At 48.8% G+C, this 19823-nt stretch carries 20 protein-coding genes and 2 tRNA genes; 18 read left to right on the top strand and 4 right to left on the bottom strand.

Annotated features, from left to right (window positions below):
- The 3 genes from G598_RS0111935 to G598_RS0111925 form a co-directional block, all read left to right on the top strand.
- On the top strand, positions 1 to 284 hold a 284-nt coding region (locus G598_RS0111935), incomplete at its 5' end, for a DpnII family type II restriction endonuclease (RefSeq protein ID WP_026767153.1).
- The gene (locus tag G598_RS0111930) at positions 284 to 1039 is read left to right on the top strand and encodes a TRM11 family SAM-dependent methyltransferase (RefSeq protein ID WP_026767152.1); all 756 of its coding nucleotides are present in this window, start codon (positions 284 to 286) and stop codon (positions 1037 to 1039) included. The genes G598_RS0111935 and G598_RS0111930, both read left to right, overlap by 1 nt.
- 12 nt (positions 1040 to 1051) lie before the next feature.
- Positions 1052 to 1636: a PD-(D/E)XK nuclease superfamily protein gene (locus tag G598_RS0111925; protein ID WP_026767151.1), complete on the top strand. Its 585-nt coding sequence runs from the start codon at positions 1052 to 1054 to the stop codon at positions 1634 to 1636.
- A gap of 102 nt (positions 1637 to 1738) precedes the next feature.
- On the opposite strand, the gene G598_RS0111920 is transcribed toward G598_RS0111925, so the two are convergent.
- Positions 1739 to 2695: an L-lactate dehydrogenase gene (locus G598_RS0111920; RefSeq protein ID WP_026767150.1), complete on the bottom strand. Its 957-nt coding sequence runs from the start codon at positions 2693 to 2695 to the stop codon at positions 1739 to 1741.
- Positions 2696 to 2981: 286 nt separating this feature from the next.
- Between G598_RS0111920 and mreB the strand changes: the two genes are divergently transcribed.
- From mreB to G598_RS0111865, 11 genes are all read left to right on the top strand, one after another.
- Positions 2982 to 4004 carry a rod shape-determining protein gene (gene mreB / locus G598_RS0111915; RefSeq protein ID WP_026767149.1) on the top strand — a complete coding sequence of 341 codons (1023 nt, stop codon included), beginning with the start codon at positions 2982 to 2984 and terminating at the stop codon, positions 4002 to 4004.
- Between the two features lie 103 nt (positions 4005 to 4107).
- Positions 4108 to 4908 (top strand): flagellar basal-body rod protein FlgF, encoded by an 801-nt coding sequence (gene flgF / locus G598_RS0111910; RefSeq protein WP_026767148.1) that lies wholly within the window; start codon positions 4108 to 4110, stop codon positions 4906 to 4908.
- A 108-nt stretch (positions 4909 to 5016) separates the two neighbouring features.
- A complete protein-coding gene (gene flgG / locus G598_RS0111905; RefSeq protein ID WP_026767147.1) occupies positions 5017 to 5808 on the top strand; it encodes a flagellar basal-body rod protein FlgG in 792 nt (263 codons plus the stop codon).
- Complete coding sequence (gene flgA, locus G598_RS0111900) at positions 5808 to 6590, top strand: flagellar basal body P-ring formation chaperone FlgA (RefSeq protein ID WP_037364167.1); 783 nt, start codon at positions 5808 to 5810, stop codon at positions 6588 to 6590. Before flgG ends, flgA begins: the two co-directional genes overlap by 1 nt.
- Before the next feature lie 21 nt (positions 6591 to 6611).
- A complete protein-coding gene (locus tag G598_RS0111895; protein ID WP_037364165.1) occupies positions 6612 to 7214 on the top strand; it encodes a flagellar basal body L-ring protein FlgH in 603 nt (200 codons plus the stop codon).
- 19 nt (positions 7215 to 7233) lie between these two features.
- Entirely contained in the window at positions 7234 to 8352 is a 1119-nt protein-coding gene (locus G598_RS0111890) for a flagellar basal body P-ring protein FlgI (protein WP_026767144.1), read from the top strand.
- A 26-nt stretch (positions 8353 to 8378) separates the two neighbouring features.
- A complete protein-coding gene (locus tag G598_RS0111885) occupies positions 8379 to 8825 on the top strand; it encodes a rod-binding protein (protein WP_026767143.1) in 447 nt (148 codons plus the stop codon).
- Positions 8826 to 8890: 65 nt separating this feature from the next.
- Positions 8891 to 10381 carry a phosphodiester glycosidase family protein gene (locus tag G598_RS0111880; protein ID WP_026767142.1) on the top strand — a complete coding sequence of 497 codons (1491 nt, stop codon included), beginning with the start codon at positions 8891 to 8893 and terminating at the stop codon, positions 10379 to 10381.
- A 112-nt stretch (positions 10382 to 10493) separates the two neighbouring features.
- Positions 10494 to 12512 (top strand): SpoIVB peptidase S55 domain-containing protein, encoded by a 2019-nt coding sequence (locus G598_RS0111875; RefSeq protein ID WP_169534991.1) that lies wholly within the window; start codon positions 10494 to 10496, stop codon positions 12510 to 12512.
- Between the two features lie 113 nt (positions 12513 to 12625).
- Positions 12626 to 13891 carry a UDP-N-acetylglucosamine 1-carboxyvinyltransferase gene (gene murA / locus G598_RS0111870; protein ID WP_026767140.1) on the top strand — a complete coding sequence of 422 codons (1266 nt, stop codon included), beginning with the start codon at positions 12626 to 12628 and terminating at the stop codon, positions 13889 to 13891.
- A 71-nt stretch (positions 13892 to 13962) separates the two neighbouring features.
- Positions 13963 to 14039, top strand: a tRNA-Arg gene (locus G598_RS0111865).
- Positions 14040 to 14089: 50 nt separating this feature from the next.
- On the opposite strand, the gene G598_RS0111860 is transcribed toward G598_RS0111865, so the two are convergent.
- The 3 genes from G598_RS0111860 to G598_RS0111850 all read right to left on the bottom strand — a co-directional run bounded on the left by G598_RS0111860 (position 14090) and on the right by G598_RS0111850 (position 16549).
- A complete protein-coding gene (locus tag G598_RS0111860) occupies positions 14090 to 14617 on the bottom strand; it encodes a DUF1097 domain-containing protein (RefSeq protein ID WP_026767139.1) in 528 nt (175 codons plus the stop codon).
- Positions 14618 to 14629: 12 nt separating this feature from the next.
- On the bottom strand, positions 14630 to 15904 hold the full coding sequence (gene guaD / locus G598_RS0111855) for a guanine deaminase (RefSeq protein ID WP_026767138.1): 1275 nt from the start codon (positions 15902 to 15904) through the stop codon (positions 14630 to 14632).
- A 228-nt stretch (positions 15905 to 16132) separates the two neighbouring features.
- A complete protein-coding gene (locus G598_RS0111850) occupies positions 16133 to 16549 on the bottom strand; it encodes a hypothetical protein (RefSeq protein WP_245582806.1) in 417 nt (138 codons plus the stop codon).
- Positions 16550 to 16935: 386 nt separating this feature from the next.
- On the opposite strand from G598_RS0111850, the gene G598_RS0111845 reads away from it, so the two are divergent.
- The 4 genes from G598_RS0111845 (at position 16936) to G598_RS0111830 (ending at position 19740) form a co-directional block, all read left to right on the top strand.
- Positions 16936 to 18432: an oligopeptide:H+ symporter gene (locus tag G598_RS0111845; RefSeq protein ID WP_026767136.1), complete on the top strand. Its 1497-nt coding sequence runs from the start codon at positions 16936 to 16938 to the stop codon at positions 18430 to 18432.
- Positions 18433 to 18507: 75 nt separating this feature from the next.
- Positions 18508 to 18585 (top strand) — tRNA-Arg (locus G598_RS0111840).
- 124 nt (positions 18586 to 18709) lie between these two features.
- Complete coding sequence (secG, locus tag G598_RS0111835) at positions 18710 to 18937, top strand: preprotein translocase subunit SecG (protein WP_026767135.1); 228 nt, start codon at positions 18710 to 18712, stop codon at positions 18935 to 18937.
- A gap of 68 nt (positions 18938 to 19005) precedes the next feature.
- Entirely contained in the window at positions 19006 to 19740 is a 735-nt protein-coding gene (locus tag G598_RS0111830; RefSeq protein ID WP_026767134.1) for an alpha/beta hydrolase, read from the top strand.
- Positions 19741 to 19823 lie beyond the last annotated feature (83 nt).

The following is a 19823-nucleotide window of genomic DNA, read 5'->3' as shown; positions in this document are numbered from 1 at the left end:
TGGAAAAACGCTTCGATTATGTAGTTAAGACCGATAAGATGATCTATGGTATCGAAACCAATTTCTACGGCAGCGGCGGCAGTAAGCTTAATGAAACCGCCAGAAGCTACAAAACGCTGTCCATGGAAAGCGATACGATTGATGGTTTTACCTTTGTATGGTTTACGGATGGCAAGGGCTGGACGAGTGCCAAGCATAACCTTGAAGAAACCTTTGACGTTCTGCCCCATATTTATAACATAAAGGATATGGAACAGGGCATTATGACCGAGGTATTTATCTGATGGCCAAGAAGATTACTAAGTGGGAGCCGGATGATTTCGAGCTGGAAATGACCACACATTGGACATTTCCCAAGCGCGGCGATTGGGCTACCCATGATGCCAAGTGGCGCGGGAACTGGTCGCCCTATATTCCCCGCAATATCATGCTGCGCTACTCTAAGGAGGGCGATTGCGTTCTTGACCAGTTCGCTGGTGGTGGCACTACGCTTGTTGAGGCCAAGTTATTGAACCGCAATATTATTGGCGTGGATGTAAACGATGTTGCCCTTGAACGCTGCCGGGAAAAAACGAACTTCGAGCATGAAGGAGCCAATGGTAAGGTCTATCTAAAGAAGGGAGATGCCCGTAATCTTTCTTTTATTTCCAATGAGCATGTTGACCTTATCTGCACCCACCCGCCCTATGCGGATATTATCAAGTACAGTGAGGATATAGAAGAAGACCTCTCCCGTTTGAAGATAGCCGACTTTTTGGAAGAAATGAAAAAAGTCGCCGGGGAATGCTACCGCGTACTCAAAAAGGATAAATTCTGCGCCATCCTGATGGGCGATACCCGTAAAAAAGGCTGCATGGTTCCTATGTCCTTTGACGTAATGAAAATTTTTGAGGAAGCTGGCTTTACCCTCAAAGAATTGATAATCAAAGAACAACATAATTGCCGGGCTACTGGCTATTGGAAAACCAACAGCGTCAAGTATAATTTTCTGCTGATTGCCCATGAATATTTGTTTGTTTTCAAAAAAACAATGAAATAAAGGAGTTTGTTTATGATAAAGAATGGAAAAGGTGGAGGAAATACAATAACGGGGCTAATATTCGAAGGGAAAACAGATTTAGGAACATTTCTTTCAACTCAAAAAGGGTATTCAGTTCGAGACGTTGAGGAACAAATTTATTCAAACGGAAATAAGGTCACCATAAAAGTACGAGCAGTGTATTATAATAACGAGAAGGTTGCAGAGTTATATAAGAAATATGAGTTTTATAAATCATTGTTGATAAAATTGGATATTGACTGGAAAAAGTATATATCAAAAAGACTTTTGCCAGACGATAGTATATTCGTGATAATTAAAAATACAGTATATATTATTGAATGTAAACATCAACAAGTAGGTGGCTCTGTTGATGAAAAACTACAAACTTGTGATTTCAAAAAGAAGGAATATAAGAAGTTGCTTTCAAAAGCAAATTTGGATGTTGAATACATATATCTTCTTGACGACTGGTTTAGAGATGAAAAATATAGAGATGTGTTAGATTATATTCATAGTGTAGGATGTGATTATTATTTCGAGTATATACCGTTATATCGCTTTGGGTTACCAGTGCCGGAATATAACAAAGATTAAGGAGAGTGGGGCGAATAATTTCTAAATCATAGGTAGGACAATAAAAAATCGCTGGACGAAAGTCCAGCGATTTTTTTATCTGCATATAAGCAACAAATGAAATTATTTGATGCCAGCGCCATCGAGAGCGGAACGAACGCTCTGAGCAGCTTTGTGCATCTTTTCGAGTTCATCGTCAGTGAGGTGAACTTCGAAGGAGCGCATGATACCATCAGCGCAAACCATACGAGGAATGGAGAGGGCAACGTCTTTGATGCCATATTCGCCTTCGAGAACTGCGGAGCAGGGCAGGATGGTGTGTTCATCATAGAGAACGGACTTGATGAAACGGCAAGCAGCCATAGCGATACCGGTGTTCGTGAAGCCCTTCTTGTTGATAACATCGTAAGCAACCTGAACGAGTTCCTGTTCAACAGCTTCGTGGCTGAGTTTTTCCGTACGATGGAAATATTCATCCAGATCATCAATGGGGAAACCAGCGCAGCCAGTCGTGGACCAAGCAACGAAAGCAGCGTTGCCGTGTTCACCGAGAACATAACCATTGATGTTCTTCGGGTCAACCTGGTACTTGTCAGCCAGGATGCGACGGAAACGATAGGTTTCGAGCATCGTACCGGTACCGAGGATGAGGTTGCGCGGATAATCGAACTGCGTGGAAACAACATAAGTAGCAACGTCAAGCGGGTTGGTGATCATGATGATCATAGCTTCCTTCGTGCGCTTAACGATTTCGCCCATAACGGAGCTCATGATCTTAGCATTGGTGCCAGCCAGCTTCAGGCGGTCCGGAGTTTCACCCGGGCGGATGGACGGGCCAGCAGTGATAACGATGATGTTTGCATCTTTGCAGTCTTCGTAGTCACCGAGGTGGAATTTGATGTTGGTGCTGTATACGCAGCTCGTTGCATGGCTGGAGTCCTTAGCTTCGCCCCAAGCCTTGTCTTCGTTGAGGTCGATGAGGACTACTTCCGTAGCCAACTGGAAATCAGCAATCTTGTTTGCAACTGCAGAACCAACGTTGCTGGCGCCGATAACGACGATTTTTCTTCTGTTGTTCATTTTGTTATTACCCCCTGATTGAAATGTGAAATATATCCCTAAGTCGTGTTAATCGTAGCACTATTAAGACCTAGTGTCAATAAGGAAATGCAAAGAAACAAAAGCAATATTTTTCGCAAAATTAGTGAAATGTTGTAAATGAAGGGAAAATGTGTAAATTTTTGCAGGGGAAAAAAATAAAGCGGATTTTATGAAGGAAAGCTGTTGTAATTGGCAGGGTTTTATTATATATTATAGATTGTTTGTTGTAAAAGAATGAGACCTTCGGAAGGAGATTGTTCCATATATGTTTGGTATGTCGTTGGATATTGGTATTGACTTGGGTACCGCGAATGTGTTGGTGTATGTGAAGGGGAAGGGAATCGTCCTGCGGGAGCCCTCAGTTGTAGCTGTGGACAGGGATTCAAACCGTGTTTTGGCTATCGGTGAAGAGGCCCGGCAGATGATTGGCCGTACGCCCGGTAATATTGTAGCAATCCGTCCGCTGCGTGAAGGCGTTATCGCGGATTATGATATCACGGAAAGCATGCTGCGCCATTTTATTGAAAAGGTCGTGGGACGTCGTTTTGTGTTCCGTCCCCGGATTATGATCTGTATTCCTTCGGGTTGTACGATGGTGGAACAGCGGGCAGTACAGGAAGCTGCTGAACAGGCAGGTGCCCGTCATACACAGCTTATTGAAGAACCGCTGGCCGCAGCCTTGGGGGCTGGCCTTGATATCGTTGAGCCGCGCGGCTCCATGGTGGTGGATATCGGCGGCGGCACGACGGATATCGCGGTGATTTCTCTTGGTGGCATTGTTACCAGCGAATCGCTGCGTATTGCCGGAGATAAATTCGATGAAGACATCGCTGCTTTTGTGAAAAAAGAATTCAACATCATGATTGGCGAGCGCACAGCCGAGGAAATCAAGATGCGGGTTGGTGCTGCTTTTGTCGGTGCCCGTAATGAAGTTCTGGATATCCGGGGACGCGATATGCTCTCCGGTCTTCCGAAGACGGTGCAGATTACTACGATGCAGGCGGCAGAAGCCACGCATAGCAGCGTAGTGAAAATCGTCAGCTGCGTGAAGAAGGTGCTGGAGGAAACTCCGCCGGAACTGGCAGCAGACGTGATGAACTGTGGCATTGTGCTCACGGGCGGCGGTGCTATGCTTTACGGCTTAGATGAACTTATCCGCCGTGAGACGGATATTCCCACGGCACTGGCAGAAGATGCTATGAGTTGTGTGGCCCTTGGCTGTGGCATGGCATTGGACAGCTTCAGCAAATTTGATGGCAAGGCCAAAAATGTAAAAACCGGACATTAAGAAAAAAATTTACTAAAGGCGAAACCCCTGAGAGGAGTTTCGCCTTTTTGCACGAAATATACAGGCAAGGATAAGTTTGGAATGTGTTAAGGAGTGACCGATTATGTGGCGTGGTCTTTATACGGCGGGGACAGGCATGATTACGGAAACCAAGCGTACCGATACGCTGGCCAATAATCTTGCCAATGCCAATACTACTGGTTTTAAGCGGGACGAAGCCATCAGCCGGGAATTTGAACCCATGCTGATCAAACGTATCAACGATGGAATAAATAAGAACGATGTGACTAGTTTCAAACAGTTCCATGTAGGGGAAAAGTATCCCTCGGTGGGCACTTTGGGCCTGGGCTCTTACATTGACGAAATTGCTACGGAGCATAGTCAGGGCGCGTTTGAAACCACAGGCAATCCGCTCGATTTAGCCATTTCCGGCGATGGCTATTTTGCCATTCAGACCCCAAATGGCGTGCGTTATACCCGTGATGGTAATTTCTACAAGTCGGCAAGGGGACAGATTCAGACGGTGAACGGGCAGACGGTGCTGGGGCGCAATGGTCAGGGAATCACCATTCCGCCGGATACCACCAGCATCATGGTCGGTGCCAAGGGGGAAATCTATGCCGATAATGTGCAGGTTGGCCAGCTGCAGTTTGTGCAGTTTGACAATCGGCGGGCTGTGCTGAAGCAGGGGGATAATCTTTATTATCCGCAGGAAGGTGCAAGGCCTGCGCCTGCAACCGGCGATATCCAGCAGGGGCTTTTGGAGCGCTCCAATACCAATGTGGTATCGGAAATGGTGGAACTCATCAATAACCATCGGTTGTATGAAGCCGGGGCGAAGGCTGTCACCACACAGGATTCGATGCTGGATAAATCGGTCAATGAGGTGGGACGTCTTAGCTGATAATGCTTAAGTTTTTGTCCGTTTTGTTCGATATATATTGGAGATATGTTTCTATACTTTTTGTTATAGCCTTCTCACAGAGGAAGGTGCAAGGGAGGTTTTCTCATTATGATGAGAGCACTATGGTCGGCGGCTTCGGGTATGAAGGGGCAGCAGACGAATATGGACATCATTGCCCATAATATTGCCAATGTGAATACTTACGGCGGTAAAAAGGTCCGGGCTGAATTTCAGGATTTAATCTATCAGACGCTCCGTGATGCTGGCGCGCAGAGCGGGCAGGATAATCAGTATCCTACGGGCTTGCAGGTCGGTCTGGGGACGCGTGTAGCGGCAACCCAGCGTGTGATTACGCAGGGGCCTTTGCAGACAACGGAAAATCCAACCGATGTTGGTATTCAGGGCGAAGGTTATTTCCGCGTTACATTGCCGGACGGTTCTACAGGGTATACCCGTGATGGTTCATTTAAGCTGGATTCCCAGCGGCGTTTAGTGACGACGGACGGTTATCTGCTGGCTGATGGCATTACCTTTGGTGAAAATTCACCGGTAGATTCCATTGTTATTGCCGGTGATGGTCAGGTTTCGGAAACGCCGGCAGGTGGTACCCAGCAGAATGTAGGCCAGATTACGCTGGCGCGTTTTGTGAATCCTGCGGGTCTTACCGCTATTGGCAAGAATCTGTTTATCGTGTCAGAGGCATCTGGTGACCCCATTGAGAGCAATCCTGGTACAGATGGTGCAGGAACGTTGACGCAGGGGACACTGGAAATGAGCAATGTGCAGATCGTAGAGGAAATGGTCAATATGATTGTTTCTCAGCGTGCTTATGAATCCAATTCCAAGGCAATTACGACTTCCGATTCCATGTTGGAAATCGCCAATGGACTTAAACGCTGATGAAAACGAAAAGAAGCCGCTCAGCCATTCGCAGCATATTCTGTATGCTATGGAGTGGCTTCTTCTGTCTGTTTGCTTTTGCATTTCCGCCGCAGGCAGAAGCTCTTTATGGCGGCGGTATGCAGGCGGACGCTTTTCCCCAGGTAATCAGTTCGCAGAAACTGGCGGGGATTGCCCGGCAGCAGCTGGAATTGGAACTGCATAAAATGGGAGAGTCGCGGCGGCATGTGCTGACACTCACCAGTGCGCCGGGAAATATCCGCCTGCCCGCAGGCAAACTGCGTTATGAGGCAGAACTCCCGGGGAAAATACGCTATAGCGGCGTGCAGCCGGTACATATCCGTTTGTTTATTGATGAAAATCTCTATCGGCGGGTAATCTGCTATTATCGGGTGCAGGTTTTTGAAAAAGTACTGGTAGCAGGCATGGATTTGGGCCTGGAAAAAACGATTGCGCCCAACGCTGTACGCATAGAGGAAAGGGAAGTAGCGGGCGGTCAGGGCAGGTATCTGGAAAAATATGAAGATATTGCCGGACGTGTGCCGATACGCTATATTCACATGGGGCAGCCTATAGAGCAGAATATGTTGCAAAATCCCGTGGTAATCCATACCGGAGCTCCCGTAAGACTCGTAACGAACCATAAGGGGATACAGGTCAGTGCTGAGGGCATTGCCATGCAAAAGGGGCGTGTCGGCGGCCGGATAAAAGTTCGCAATGCACATTCTTCACGCATATTGCAGGGCAAGGTTATTGATGCCTCAACCGTGGAGATAGGCTGATGATAAAGGCAGGTAGTGACGATGAAACAATTATATAAGAAACAAATTGCCGGAGTCTTGGCAGCGGGAACTTTGTTTTTGGCGCTGGCACCGGTAGCAGATGCCCAGTCGCTTTGGGCTGTGGCTGGGGGCAGAACCCGCAATATTTTTGCTGACCGCAAGGCACAGGACGTGGGGGATATTCTGACCATTGTTATCAGTGAGTCCACTACAATATCGGATACCCGCTCCAATTCCAACAGCAAGAGCGGCAACAACAATTTGAGTGCAGGGGTCGGTATATTTGACTTCATCAAGGCCGCATCCATCAGTGGTTCGGATTCGTTCAAGGCCAATGGAGCGGCATCGTCAAAGAATACCACGACCGGTAATGTCACCGTGACTGTGGTCGATGTGCAGCCTAACGGCAATCTGGTGCTGGAAGGCACGCAGTCTATCTGGAATAACAAGAATGAACATAAGATAACGTTTAAGGGGATTTGCCGTCCGGAAGATATTACGGCGAGCAATACGATTCCCTCCACCAAAATTGCAGCGGCAACGGTGCGGTTTGATGGCAAAGGCCCGCTGAATGCCAAACAGCGGCAGGGCATACTTACGCAGATATTTAATTTCTTGTTCTGAGGGGATATGGAGGCATTTTATGAAAAAATTATTGGCTTGTTTACTTGCTGGGGCTTTGGTGCTGGGCGCTATGCCGGCACCGGCTTCGGCAGATAACGCGGTAGCCAGGATAAAGGATATTGCCAAGGTGCAGGGCGTACGCTCCAATCAGCTGATGGGGTATGGCCTCGTGGTGGGGCTTAACGGTACTGGTGACTCCAATAAGTCCGTGGAAACGGTGCAGTCCATCGTGAATATGCTGAAAGCTTATGGCGTTGCGGTAAACCAAAGTTCCCTGAAATCCGATAATGTGGCAGCGGTTATGGTAACGGCAACGCTGCCGCCGTTTGTACGGGAAGGGGACACCATTGATATTACCGTATCCTCCATCGGCGATGCGGACAGTATTCAGGGCGGTACCCTGTTGCAGACTCCCCTCAAGGCTGGTAATGGCGAAGTGTATGCGGTAGCGCAGGGGCCTGTATCTACAGGCGGCTTTGCTGCTGGCCGTGGCGGCGGCAACTCTACCGCTACCAAAAATTTTCCTACTGTGGGCATGACACCGAATGGTGCAATCGTGGAACGTACGGTGGAAGATGATTTGGGGCGTAATGGGCGTCTTTCACTTTCTCTGTCCAATCCGGACTTTACCACAGCTACCCGCATGGCGGAAGCCATCAATTCGCAGTATGGCGGCGTGGCGCAGGCGGTAAATCCCGGCCGTATCGACATCAATATTCCTGCCTATTATAAAGGCAATGTGGTCGGTTTTGTCGCTTCCATTGAAGAATTGCCGATTATGCCGGATAAAGTGGCTAAGATTGTGGTCAATGAACGTACAGGCACCATTGTTATGGGCGGAGATGTGACTGTAGATGAAATCGCCATCACACAGGGCGGCCTTTCCATTCGGGTACAGAAAAATGAGGAGGCTAATCAGCCTGAACCCTTCAGCTATGGCACGACCATTGTTACGAAAAAAAGCGATGTGGAAGTGACTGAGGACAAGGCCAGTACCGTAGTATTGCCGGCAACGGCGAACATCAATGATATTGTAGGTGCGCTTAACGCTGTAGGAGCAACACCGCGTGATACGATTTCCATTTTGCAGGCCATGAAGGCTGCCGGGGCTATTCATGCGGAACTGCAGCTGATTTGATGACAGGTTAAAGGCGGGTGATGGATATGCAGATACCACCATTGGCTGCCCCAGGAATGGGGGCACATAGCAACAACAGTTATGAGTCCTCACGGGCGGCGGCAGAATCGGCGAAATTTTCCCAGATTCTAAACGAACTGAAGAATAAGACTGAGAGTGCGTTAAAACCTGAAGAAGCCGCAGCACTCAAAGAGGCGAAAGCCGCTGAGAAGCGGGATAAGGACCTGAGAAAAGCCTGTGAGGGCTTTGAGGCGATGTTCCTCAATATGATGTACCGGCAGATGCGGGCCACGGTACCGGAAGATACCTTGTTCGGCGAGTCCAATGCCTTGAAAATCTTTCAGGATATGCGTGATGATGAGCTGATGAAAAATGTGGCTGCAGGCGGCGGCATTGGTATTGCAGATATGATGTACAAACAGCTTAAACCGCAGGTTGAGAGTCGCAATGCGGCACAAAATATGCTAAAATAAAGGGCGGCGGGACGGCTTTCCAGCCGTCCCTATTTATTGCTTGATTGCTTGGGAGGTTCTTTCTTTTGTTTATCAAAAAACGCAGTTTAGCTGCTTTGACCTTAGCGGTTTCTCTTTTGGGTGCCCCGATGCTGGCTGAGGCGGCTGACTTGAATTCTGTCCGCTATCACAGCGGTTCAGAGCATGACCGGATTGTTTTTGACTGGTCGTCTATGCCTCGTTACAACACGACGGTATCGGGGGATAAACGGCAGCTGACTTTAGATTTCTTTGGCGTTGACCGGAATAGCATCAGTGAGAAAAACTTCAGCAGTTCCCGGATTGAGAGCGTGCAGTTTACGGAAAAAAATGGTCATCTGCTGGTGACGGTGCGGCTGAAAGCCGGACTTTCCTACAAGGTGGAAAAGTTGGCAAACCCTGCCCGGATTTTTATTGATGTGGTGCCGGAAACTGCAGATAGAAACCTGAGTAAAAAGCCCGCTGCAGTTCGGCCTAAGCCGGTGGCAAAAAAGCCTATACCGGCAACGGCTGGCAATGTGCTGAATCTTAACTTTGACGGACTCTATACGGAGATGGTAGGCCCGGGGCTGGCCCGCCGGGAGTATGTCTACTGGGATTCAGCAGGACAGATTTCCGCTTATTTTATCGAAGCGGACAAGAATCTTTACAGTATTAAACCGGTGCTGGCCCGCGGGCGGGTGCCGGGGCTGCAGACCACAAGCGGCATGTCGGATATGACCGATGCTATTGCGGCGGTGAATGCGACTTATTTTGCCGGTAACGGTGATGCCATTGGCATGGTAAAAATTGACGGCGATATGGCAGGCACGACCTATTATCGGCGTACGGCATTAGGAATCGGCAAGGACGGCAAGCCCTTTATGGGACCGGTAAGTTATACGGGGTATGTAACGATAGGTGATGTGACCCTGCCGGTATCCGGCGTAGATGCAGAACGCGGCTATGACAATCTGACGTTGTACAATCACTGGTATGGCAGCCGCACCGGCACCAATGAATATGGTATGGAATATACGGTAGTTGACGGCGAAGTTACGGCGATAAATAATGGCAATTCACCCATTCCGAAAAATGGCTGTGTGGTATCGGTGCATGGTTCGGCGGCAGAAGCCTTTTCAGGCGTACAAATTGGTGACAAGGCGGTTATTTCTCAGGAGATGAGCAGTCCTTGGAATCAGGCTGTCTATATCATGGGGGCCGGGCCGCGGCTGGTGCAGAATGGCATGGTCAATGTGACGGCCGGCAATGAGCAGTTCCCCTCGGATATCCGTTATGGGCGTGCACCGCGCAGTGCGGTGGCAATCCTTAAAAATGGCAATTATCTGTTTGGGGTAGTGGACGGAAGACAATCTTCCAGCCGCGGGCTCACGCTGACCGATTGGGCCAAACTGTTGGTCAAGATGGGAGCAAGGGACGCCATGAACCTTGATGGCGGCGGCTCCAGTGCTTTGGTCGTGGGCGGCCTGCTGCAAAACTCTCCCAGTGATGGGCGGGAACGTTCGGTCGGTTCAGCTTTGATTATTACACAAAAATAATCTTGTAGGACTTTATACCTATAGTAAAACCGATGTGATGGCGTTATAATGAAGGGATAACGAATAAAGCGAGCAAATGAGGTGAATTATTTTGCGTAAATATATAAGGAAAATGGCGGCTTTAGGATTGGCCGCCATGCTGACGATTCCGCCGTCTACCGGATTGGCACTGGACCCCATTCTGCCTCATGATAAAGTTACAGAGGGAATGGTCGGTACGGCCTATACCGTTATCGACAGCAGCGGACAGCTGCGGGATTTCCAAGTGGATATCGTGGGCAATATGGAAAATGGCAAGGGCTCACAGCCGATGATTATGGCCAAGGCTTCAGGGCCGGTGGTTGAACAGACCGGCGGCATATTACAGGGAATGAGTGGCAGTCCGGTATATGTGGACGGTTATCTTATTGGTGCGGTAGCAGCCGGTATCAAGGATATGACGCCGTATACATTTTTTATCACGCCGATTGATGAAATGCTGCCGCTATGGTCCATGCCGGATAAGAAGAACAAGACCCATATCTCGACCATAAATATCAAGAAGGCTGCGGAAACCAGGGAAAAGGCTGCGGCAGAGAAGAAAAAGCAACAGGAAGAACGTGCTAAATCTACAGATAAAAAGGTCTATGGCGATGAACTGATGGACCGTGCGCGGGCAGCAGTGGTAGCCGATAAAGACAAGGAAAAAGCTGGGGCCCAAGAGGCTGCTTCAGAGGAAGAAACAGCGGAAAATGGACAGCCGGTGGAAGAGCAGCAGATGGAGCCGTCAGATGAGCAGGTGAAACAGGAGACTGAGCAGCCTGATGAGGCCGATGTGCAGACAGAGCCAAAGGACGTCATGTATTTTTCCGGTTTTAATCAGGCAGGTCTGGATTTCTTGAAACGGCAGATTGACCCACAGGGGACGTATTCCTTCCTGCCGATGGGCGCGCCCAGTGCAGCAGATATGAACAAGACAGAATATCATGCTACGCTGGAACCGGGAGCGGCTGTAGGCGTGGCTGTGACTTACGGGGATTTTGCAGTAGGTGCAACAGGTACGGTAACGGCAGTGGACGGTGACCGGATTCTGGCATTTGGGCACCCTTTCCTGCATCGGGGTAATGTCAATTACTTTATGACCGATGCTACGGTAGTAGGCACAATCAGTGGCCAGAGCAATGGCATGAAAGTGGCCAACATTGGTAATATTATTGGCCGGATCAGTCAGGACCGGGCGACAGGCATTGCCGGTACTTTGGGACAATTTCCCTCGGTGGTGCCCATCAAGGTAAGCGTCAGGGATAATGGGCTGGCCCGCAGTGAAAACTATGGTGCGCGGATTGCCTATGACGAGGATTTCCTGCCGCAGCTTTCCGGTGGTATTGCTTATGCAGCACTCTCCAAGACCAGTGACAACTTAAGCGGCAGCACTGCTAAGGTGGGCTTTAAGATTCGCACAGATGCCGTGAAAGACGGTGTGGTATCGCGGGATAATATGTTCTACAACACCGCTGATGTCGGACAGATTGCTATGGCAGAACTCATGCAGGCCATGAGCACAATCTGTCAGAATACCGACAAGGAATCCGATATCATTGATGTGCAGGTGGATATCACACTGGACGGCGGCAGAAAGACCGCGTCACTGATTTCCGCAGTGCCGGACAAGAAAAAGGTAAAACCTGGTGATACGGTTCGATTTACCACCACCATCAAGCCTTATCGCAAGGCACAGGAAACCTTGATTATTCCATATAAAGTGCCGGATGCACAGCCGGCAGGAACGTTGAATCTGGACATTCGCGGCGGCGGACTGGTGCCAGTTACGGCACTGATGCTCCTGCAGCAGTCGGGAGTAGATGTGGCTAACCCGGCAGAAAACAGGCTGACGACGGAAGACCGCCTGCGCAAGCTGGAGAAATCAGGGAAAAATAACGAAATCGTGATTGCGCCCGGGCCTGTACAGACTCCGCCCAGCAAGGAAGCCTTGCGCAATGCCCAGCAGGACGCCATGCTTAAGAGCAGATCCCAGGTCAGCAAGCTGGCTTATTTTGATAAGCAAGCGCCCACTCCAGGTGAAACAAAATTCGCTACCGGATATATAATTGATAACGTAATCCATTCCGCTCTGACAGTAGAGCGCAGCTAACGTACTTTCTGCTTAGCAAAGTGCAATCCCCTATTGTAAAGACTGGCGGTTAATGGTAAACTATTGGTTGGTGCTTTTTAGAGAGCATGACTATTAGGAGGATAAAGAACTTAATGGAAAAGTTGATTATACATGGGGGACGTCCGTTAAAGGGACGCGTAAAAATCAGCGGGGCCAAGAATGCCGTTTTGCCGATTATTGCGGCAACTCTTTTGGGACAAGAGTCGGCCAGCGTATTGGACGAAGTTCCGGCGTTGGAAGATGTGCATACCATTACCGAGGTTTTGAAAAAATTAGGGGTCAAAGCAGATTTTGATGAGTCGAAACATCAGCTGCGTGTAGACAGCACGGTTATTGGCAGCTGCGAAGCGCCTTACGATTTAGTGCGGAAGATGCGGGCATCGTTCCTCATCATGGGGCCGCTGCTGGCCCGCTGCGGACAGGCGAAGATTTCTCTGCCTGGCGGCTGTGCCATTGGCACCCGTCCCATTGACTTGCACCTGAAAGGGTTTGAGGCACTGGGGGCGCAGATAAAGATTGGTCATGGCTATATCGAAGCTACGGCTCCGGACGGTCTCAAAGGAACGAAAATCTATTTGGATTTCCCCAGCGTGGGGGCTACAGAAAATATTCTGATGGCCGCATCTATGGCTGAGGGCGTCACGGTGCTGGAAAATCCGGCACAGGAACCGGAAATCGTAGATTTGGCGAATTACCTCAATGTGATGGGTGCCAAAATTCGCGGTGCGGGTACGAATGTGATTAAGATTGAAGGTGTACCCAAACTGGTCGGCCGTGATTATACCATTATTCCTGACCGCATTGAAGCAGGTACCTATATGGTGGCTGCTGCGATGACGCAGGGCGATGTTTATATCGAAAATGCCATCAGTGAGCATTTGAAGCCCGTGATTGCCAAGCTGAAGGAAGCTGGCGTCACCATTGAAGAAGACGTGGATGGCATTCGCGTAACCTGCAGCAAGCGCACCCGTGCTGTGGACATCAAGACCATGCCTTATCCGGGTTTTCCGACGGATATGCAGGCACAGTTTATGGCTATGCTGGCGATATCGGAAGGCACAGGATTAGTCACGGAAACGGTCTTTGAAAACCGCTTTATGCATGTGGACGAGTTAAAACGTATGGGGGCCAATATCAAGATTGATGGACGCACTTCCGTGGTGGAAGGCGTGGATACCCTTACGGGCTGTCAGGTGAAAGCAACAGACCTTAGAGCTGGTGCTGCGATGGTACTAGCTGGGCTGGTTGCTGAAGGTGAAACCCAGGTGGGTTATATTCACCATATTGACCGCGGCTATGACAATTTGGTAGATAAATTAGTGGGACTGGGGGCAGATATCTGCCGCCGGGAATCGTAAATAGGAAAAGCCTTGGCATTTTGCGGCCAAGGCTTTTCTTTTGGGGATTTTTCTGTTATACTTATTATGTTGCGGTTGTAGCTCAGTTGGATAGAGCGTCCGCCTCCTAAGCGGCAGGTCGCGCGTTCGAATCGCGCCAATCGCACCAGTTTGTAAATGGAAAAGCTGTGAAGTCGAAATCGTACTTCACAGCTTTTTTTATTTCTGGCTGGGGTTATAACCGGCCAAGCGGCAAATTTTTTGGACAAACCAGCCTTCGAACAGGCCGATGATATTGCCGCCGTTGATATAGAGAAAGGCCAGTATGAGGTTGAACCAGTAATCCGGATGTACCGGAAAGCCGTTCAGATAATAACCGGCAAAGATGCAGGAGAAGGCATTGAAGCCAACCAAAGGCTGAATGCCGGGAATCTTGAACGTCAGAATCAGCAGCAGGATATTGGGAAAAACACCGATAATATTGGGCAGCAGCCAAGGAAGATAAGGTTTCAATAAATCGATGCAGACTACTGAGGACAGCGCCAGTACACCGCCTAAGATGCAGGTGATGGTGCCTTCTTTTATGGCGCGGACATTGGCGCCGATGGACAGATACCATGTCCAGCCGATGAATACAGCCCAAACGGGGATATCCAACAACATAAAGAGTGCGGTCAGCCCCGAGGCCGTTGCCATGATGAAGTCTTCCCGATTGGCATTCTTGATTGCATAGATTAATTTTTCCATTGATACACTCCGTTAAATGGTTTGTTTTTTGATGGAACGACCGTTTACATAAACTTCCCGGATATCCTGGGCTGTGCCGTGGTAAATGAAGTATTGCAGCTGTTCTTCAACGGTACGGTCTTGCTGGAAATCCGGTATGTCGGTTATGAGGAAGTCGGCGCTGCAGCCAGCTTCCAAGCTGCCTGTCTGCCCAAAGAAGGCACCGCCGGCCTTGGTGGCCAGATAGAAGGCTTCACATAGCTTCAAGGGCGTTTCTTCCGGATGGTAAAGGCTGCGGATTTTTGATATTTCGATGGCCCGGACAATCTCATGCGGCATATAGAGCGTATGACCGCCGCCGATATCGGTGCCCAGGGCAACATTGACTCCGGCGTTCAGCAGCTTGCGCGTGGGCATCAGACCGCTGGCAAGATTGAGATTGGAAGCAGGGCAATGAACCGCATAGACTTTGCGTTTGGCCATAATGTCTATTTCCTCATCGGACAGATGAATGCAATGAGCCATCAGGGTCGGTGTCTGTCCAAAAAGCCCAAAGCGTTCATAAACGCTCATATAGTATTTATCCTCTGGGAAAAGTTCCTTGACCAGCTGGATTTCACCGGGATTTTCGGATAGGTGACTTTGCACGGGGATATGATATTCCTGTGCAAGTTTGCCCAGACCGGTCATCATCTTTGCGGTGGTGGAAGGCACGAAGCGCGGCGTAACGATGGGCTTGACCAAATCATGCTTTTGCCATTTTTGGATAAAAGCTTCCGTATCGGCTAAAGACTGTTCAGTATCTTCGGTCAGAGCCGGAGCAGAGTTCGTATCCATATTTACTTTGCCGACATAGGCACGCAGACCTTTTTGGGCAAGAGTGTCGCACAGGATATCGGTGCTTTCTTTATGAATGGTTGCAAAGATGGCGGCAGAGGTAGTACCGCAGTTAGCCAGTTCGTCTACCAAGAGTGGATAAATCTTGCGGGCAAAGTTTGGATCAGCAAATTTTGGCTCTTCCTTAAAGGTGTATTGGTCGAGCCAGTCCAGCAACTGGTCATCCATGCCCATGCCAATCTGAATGTATTGTGGTGCATGGAGATGCATATCGGCAAAGCCGGGCATAATCAGTTTGCCGGAGCATTCCTTGAGGGGCAGGCTGCTGTAATCAGCAGGTTTTTGTGCAGAAATTGCTGTAATCCTGCCGTTTTCTATGACCAGGTAGCCGTCTTTAAGACTGACAAAATGATCTTTATCCGGTGTATAGATAATATTTCCCTGCAGAACAAAAGAAGTTTGTTTTTCCATAGCTAACACTCCAAATCAGGTTTTAATTTGTTCTATTCGTTTTCATCTTTATTTTATGAAAAAATGGACGAAAAAAGAAAGGACATATGACCGTGATTTGCTGGACGCCGAAAAAAAGAGAGAAGGCATTACAGGCGGGATGCCGTTCATTTTCGGCAATAAGAATAAGACACTGTGGGGAAAGTGCCTTCGCATTTCGTCACAGTGCCTTAAGTGCTGCTGATGGTTTTAGGAAATTGGACAGGAGGGCGTAGTATCGCCACGTTCTGCCGTATGCTTTCCCTCGAATAGTGCCTGACTGACTTTGCGCATCAGTTCGTCTTGTTCAGCGGCAGCAGAGAAGACAACCTGTTTGTTTGGCGTATCGTTTTCTGCATCAACTTCCGTAATGGCCAGCTGTAGGCGATGACTTTTGTCTTTGCGGAAGGAATAACTGCTGCGCGTAGCAAGCCATTCCGTAATCATTTCGATATTCTGAAAGGAAGCAACCTTATTATAATCCTTGTAAATTTCGGCGGCCATAGCAGCGGCCTTTTTTTTGTCGGCAGCAGCGCCGATAAGGGAGAACTCGGTATTACTTTCCTCTGTTATAAGACAGGTAACAATGTAGAGCATGATAAAACCTTTCTTTCTCAATATAATCATGGACGTATAGTCCGCTATTATTGTAACAAATATCCTCTAAATGTCAATTTACAGGAAGGAGTGGTGTATACAAGTTGTGGACATTTTGAATTGTTGTAGTCCTTAAAGTACATATTTACATATAAGATAAATTTTTTGTGTTATTTTTATAACATACAATTCTTTATTGAAGGATATATTGCTTGGTTATATGGATTATGGCAAAGAAAAAAGACAAATGTCTTTGATTTAGAGAGGAGAAAAATGTATAGTTGTCTATGTAACAGTTTTTACACTTATGGGCAGTTTGCAGATACTTCAATTTGTGCTATAATGTCTACTCGTAACAAACATTGTGAAAAAACGATGTTATGTGTGTATTTTTGTAAGAAGTTAGGAGAATGATTATGGTGGAATCACATCCAGTAAACCGTAAAAAAGCATTTAATATGCTCTTTTTCCTGGAATTCTGGGAGCGTTTTGGTTATTATGGCCTGCAGGCTGTGTTGGCAGGGTTCTTCGTTAAGAGCCTGGGCATGGAAGATGCAGAGTCCTTTGTTGTATTCGGTGCATTCAGTGCCATGGTATATGGTTATGTATCCATCGGCGGCTTTATCGGCGACAAGGTGCTGGGAACGCAGCGTACGATTACTTTGGGCGCCGTGGTGCTGATGATTGGTTATTTCCTGATGGGCATGGCCGGCAGCAACAAGGACATGGTGTTCCTGGCACTCGGTGCTATCGCCTGCGGTAACGGTATCTTTAAGGCCAACCCGTCCTCCCTGCTTTCTAAGCTCTATGAAGGGGCCGAGGAAGAACTGGATAGTGCATTCACCATGTATTATATGGCGGTAAATATCGGTTCGTTTATTTCCATGTTGCTCGTACCGATTGTTGGTGCACAGTATGGCCTTGATTTGGGCTTCATGATTTGTGCTATGGGTCTTGTGCTGGCTATTGGCGGCTTTGTGAGCTTCCGTTATCTGGTCAAGGGCATTGACTCTCCGGCTGGTGCTCAGCCACTCTCGATGGTGAAACTGGCGGCTACGATTGCCGGTGTTGTCATCATGACGTTTGTATCCAGCTGGCTCCTGTCGCATCTGTCTGTTGCGCATTGGCTGCTCTTAATCATCGGTATTCTCGTTTATGGCGTGTTCTTCAAGATGATTTTCCAGTCTACGGGGGCAACCCGCAGCCACATGATTGCGGCAATGATTCTGATTGTGGAAGCTATCGTGTTCTTCACGCTGTACAATCAGATGCCGACATCACTGAACTTCTTTGCGATTAAGAATGTGGAACACAGCATTATGGGGATTGATATTCCTGATGCACAGGTGTTCCAGACCCTCAATCCGTTCTGGATTATGCTGGCCAGCCCGATTTTGGCTTTCCTTTATTCCCGTTTTGGCAGCCAGGGCAAGGATTTGTCCATGCCGGCTAAATTTGCTCTGGGTATGCTGCTGACGGCAGCTTCCTTCCTGGTGGTTGGTTTCTCGGCTAACTTTGCCAGCGAAGCCGGTATCGTATCTGCTTGGTGGTTGGTGGGTTCCTACTTCCTGAGCTCCATCGGTGAGCTCTTGATCAGTGGTTTGGGCCTGTCCATGATTTCCAAACTCGTGCCGCAGAAACTCATTGGCTTCCTGATGGGCGCATGGTTCCTGACCACGGCTATTTCCTCCATTATCGGCGGCTGGGTAGCCAGCCTTACGGCTGTGCCGAAGGATGTTACGGACCCTGTGCTGACGCTGGGCGTTTACTCTGACGTATTTACGCAGATTGGTATGGTTACGCTGGGCGTAACAGTGGTTATGGCTTTGACGGTTCCCCTGCTCAATCGTTTGATTAACAAACAGGACGATGCTGAAGCTGTAGTGGAAACAGAAGCTGCTTTTGAAAAATAATTAAAAAAAAGTATTGACATCTGCTCTCGGAGTCGCTATAATAATTCTTGTTGATTGCGAGAGCAGTTGACCAATGACTCAGTAGCTCAGTTGGATTAGAGTATTTGACTACGAATCAAAGGGTCGGGGGTTCGAGTCCCTCCTGGGTCACCATATTGAAATATGATAAGGCTTCTATCCGATGGGTGGAAGTCTTTTTTGTAGCGAAAATACTTGCATATCATATTGTAATTGTGTTACTATTGATTGGAGACTGTAATAAGGGGAGGCTTATCTAATGCTTACCATTTTGATGATAATAGATGCTATTGTGGCCATTGGCCTTATCGCATCGGTACTGGGACAGGAAGCAAAATCCGCTGGCATGGGCGGCATGGGCGGCGGTGCAGATACCGTCTTCTCCGGCAAGGCACGGGGAATGGATGCCCTGCTGGCGCGGGTGACGGTGGTACTTGCCATCTTGTTTGCCATTATCACCATGGTGATTGCCAAAATGACAAGCTAATAGCGCTATCGCGGTAAAATCCCTGTTCTCTTACGAGCAGGGATATTTTGGGTTTTGGGGGTGGAATGATGATTTTACCGGGAGCGGAGCCCTTTTTTATGCCTGGTGGGAAAAAGGGGGTGCTCCTTATCCACGGGTTCACGGGGCTGCCGGCAGAACTTTTGCTGATGGGGCAGCATTTGAATAAGGCAGGCTTTACGGTACTGGGCGTGCGGTTAGCCGGCCATGGCACGACCGTAGAGGACATGAGCCATATGACCTGGGAAGACTGGATGGATTCGGTGCGGGATGGTTATGCCTTGCTGTCTGGTTATTGCGAGGATATTTCCGTTATCGGTCATTCGATGGGCGGGCTTTTTGCTCTGCTTTTGGCTACGGAAGAAATCGTCTCCCATGTGGTGACGCTGGCGGCCCCCATCTTTATCCCCGAAGAACGTGGGCTTGCGGCACTGCCGCCAAGGGAGGCCTGCTATGGCGGTTTTGTGCCCAAGGCGCGCCGCCGCCTGAAGGATGTTCCACCGGCTGCCAACTGTACCTATCGGAAAATGCCGTTGATTTCCATTCATGAACTGGTGGACGTTATTGAAAAGACCAAGGGAGCTATCGAGGAAGTAACGGCTCCGGTGCTCATCATGCACAGCCGTGATGATCATACGGCCGCGCCGGTGAGTGCGGATTATATCCTGTCCCATGTAAAGGGGCAGGCGCGAATCGTCTGGCTTAATGAATCCGGGCATCTGTTGCCTCTGGCCAGCGAAAGAGAGAGAGTTTTTGAAGAGGCTGCGGCCTTCCTACAGATTTAGTACTTTTCTTTGGTGCAAAGAAAAGTACCAAAAGAAACTGTGGCCTGAAATCCCATCCGGGGATTTACGGCCACGGGCACCCG

This window comes from Selenomonas ruminantium subsp. ruminantium ATCC 12561 (genome assembly GCF_000424065.1).
Classification (GTDB): Bacteria; Bacillota; Negativicutes; order Selenomonadales; family Selenomonadaceae; genus Selenomonas_A; species Selenomonas_A ruminantium.
The sequence above is the reverse complement of the archived record's forward strand: the minus strand, read 5'-3'. Positions and strand labels throughout refer to the sequence as shown.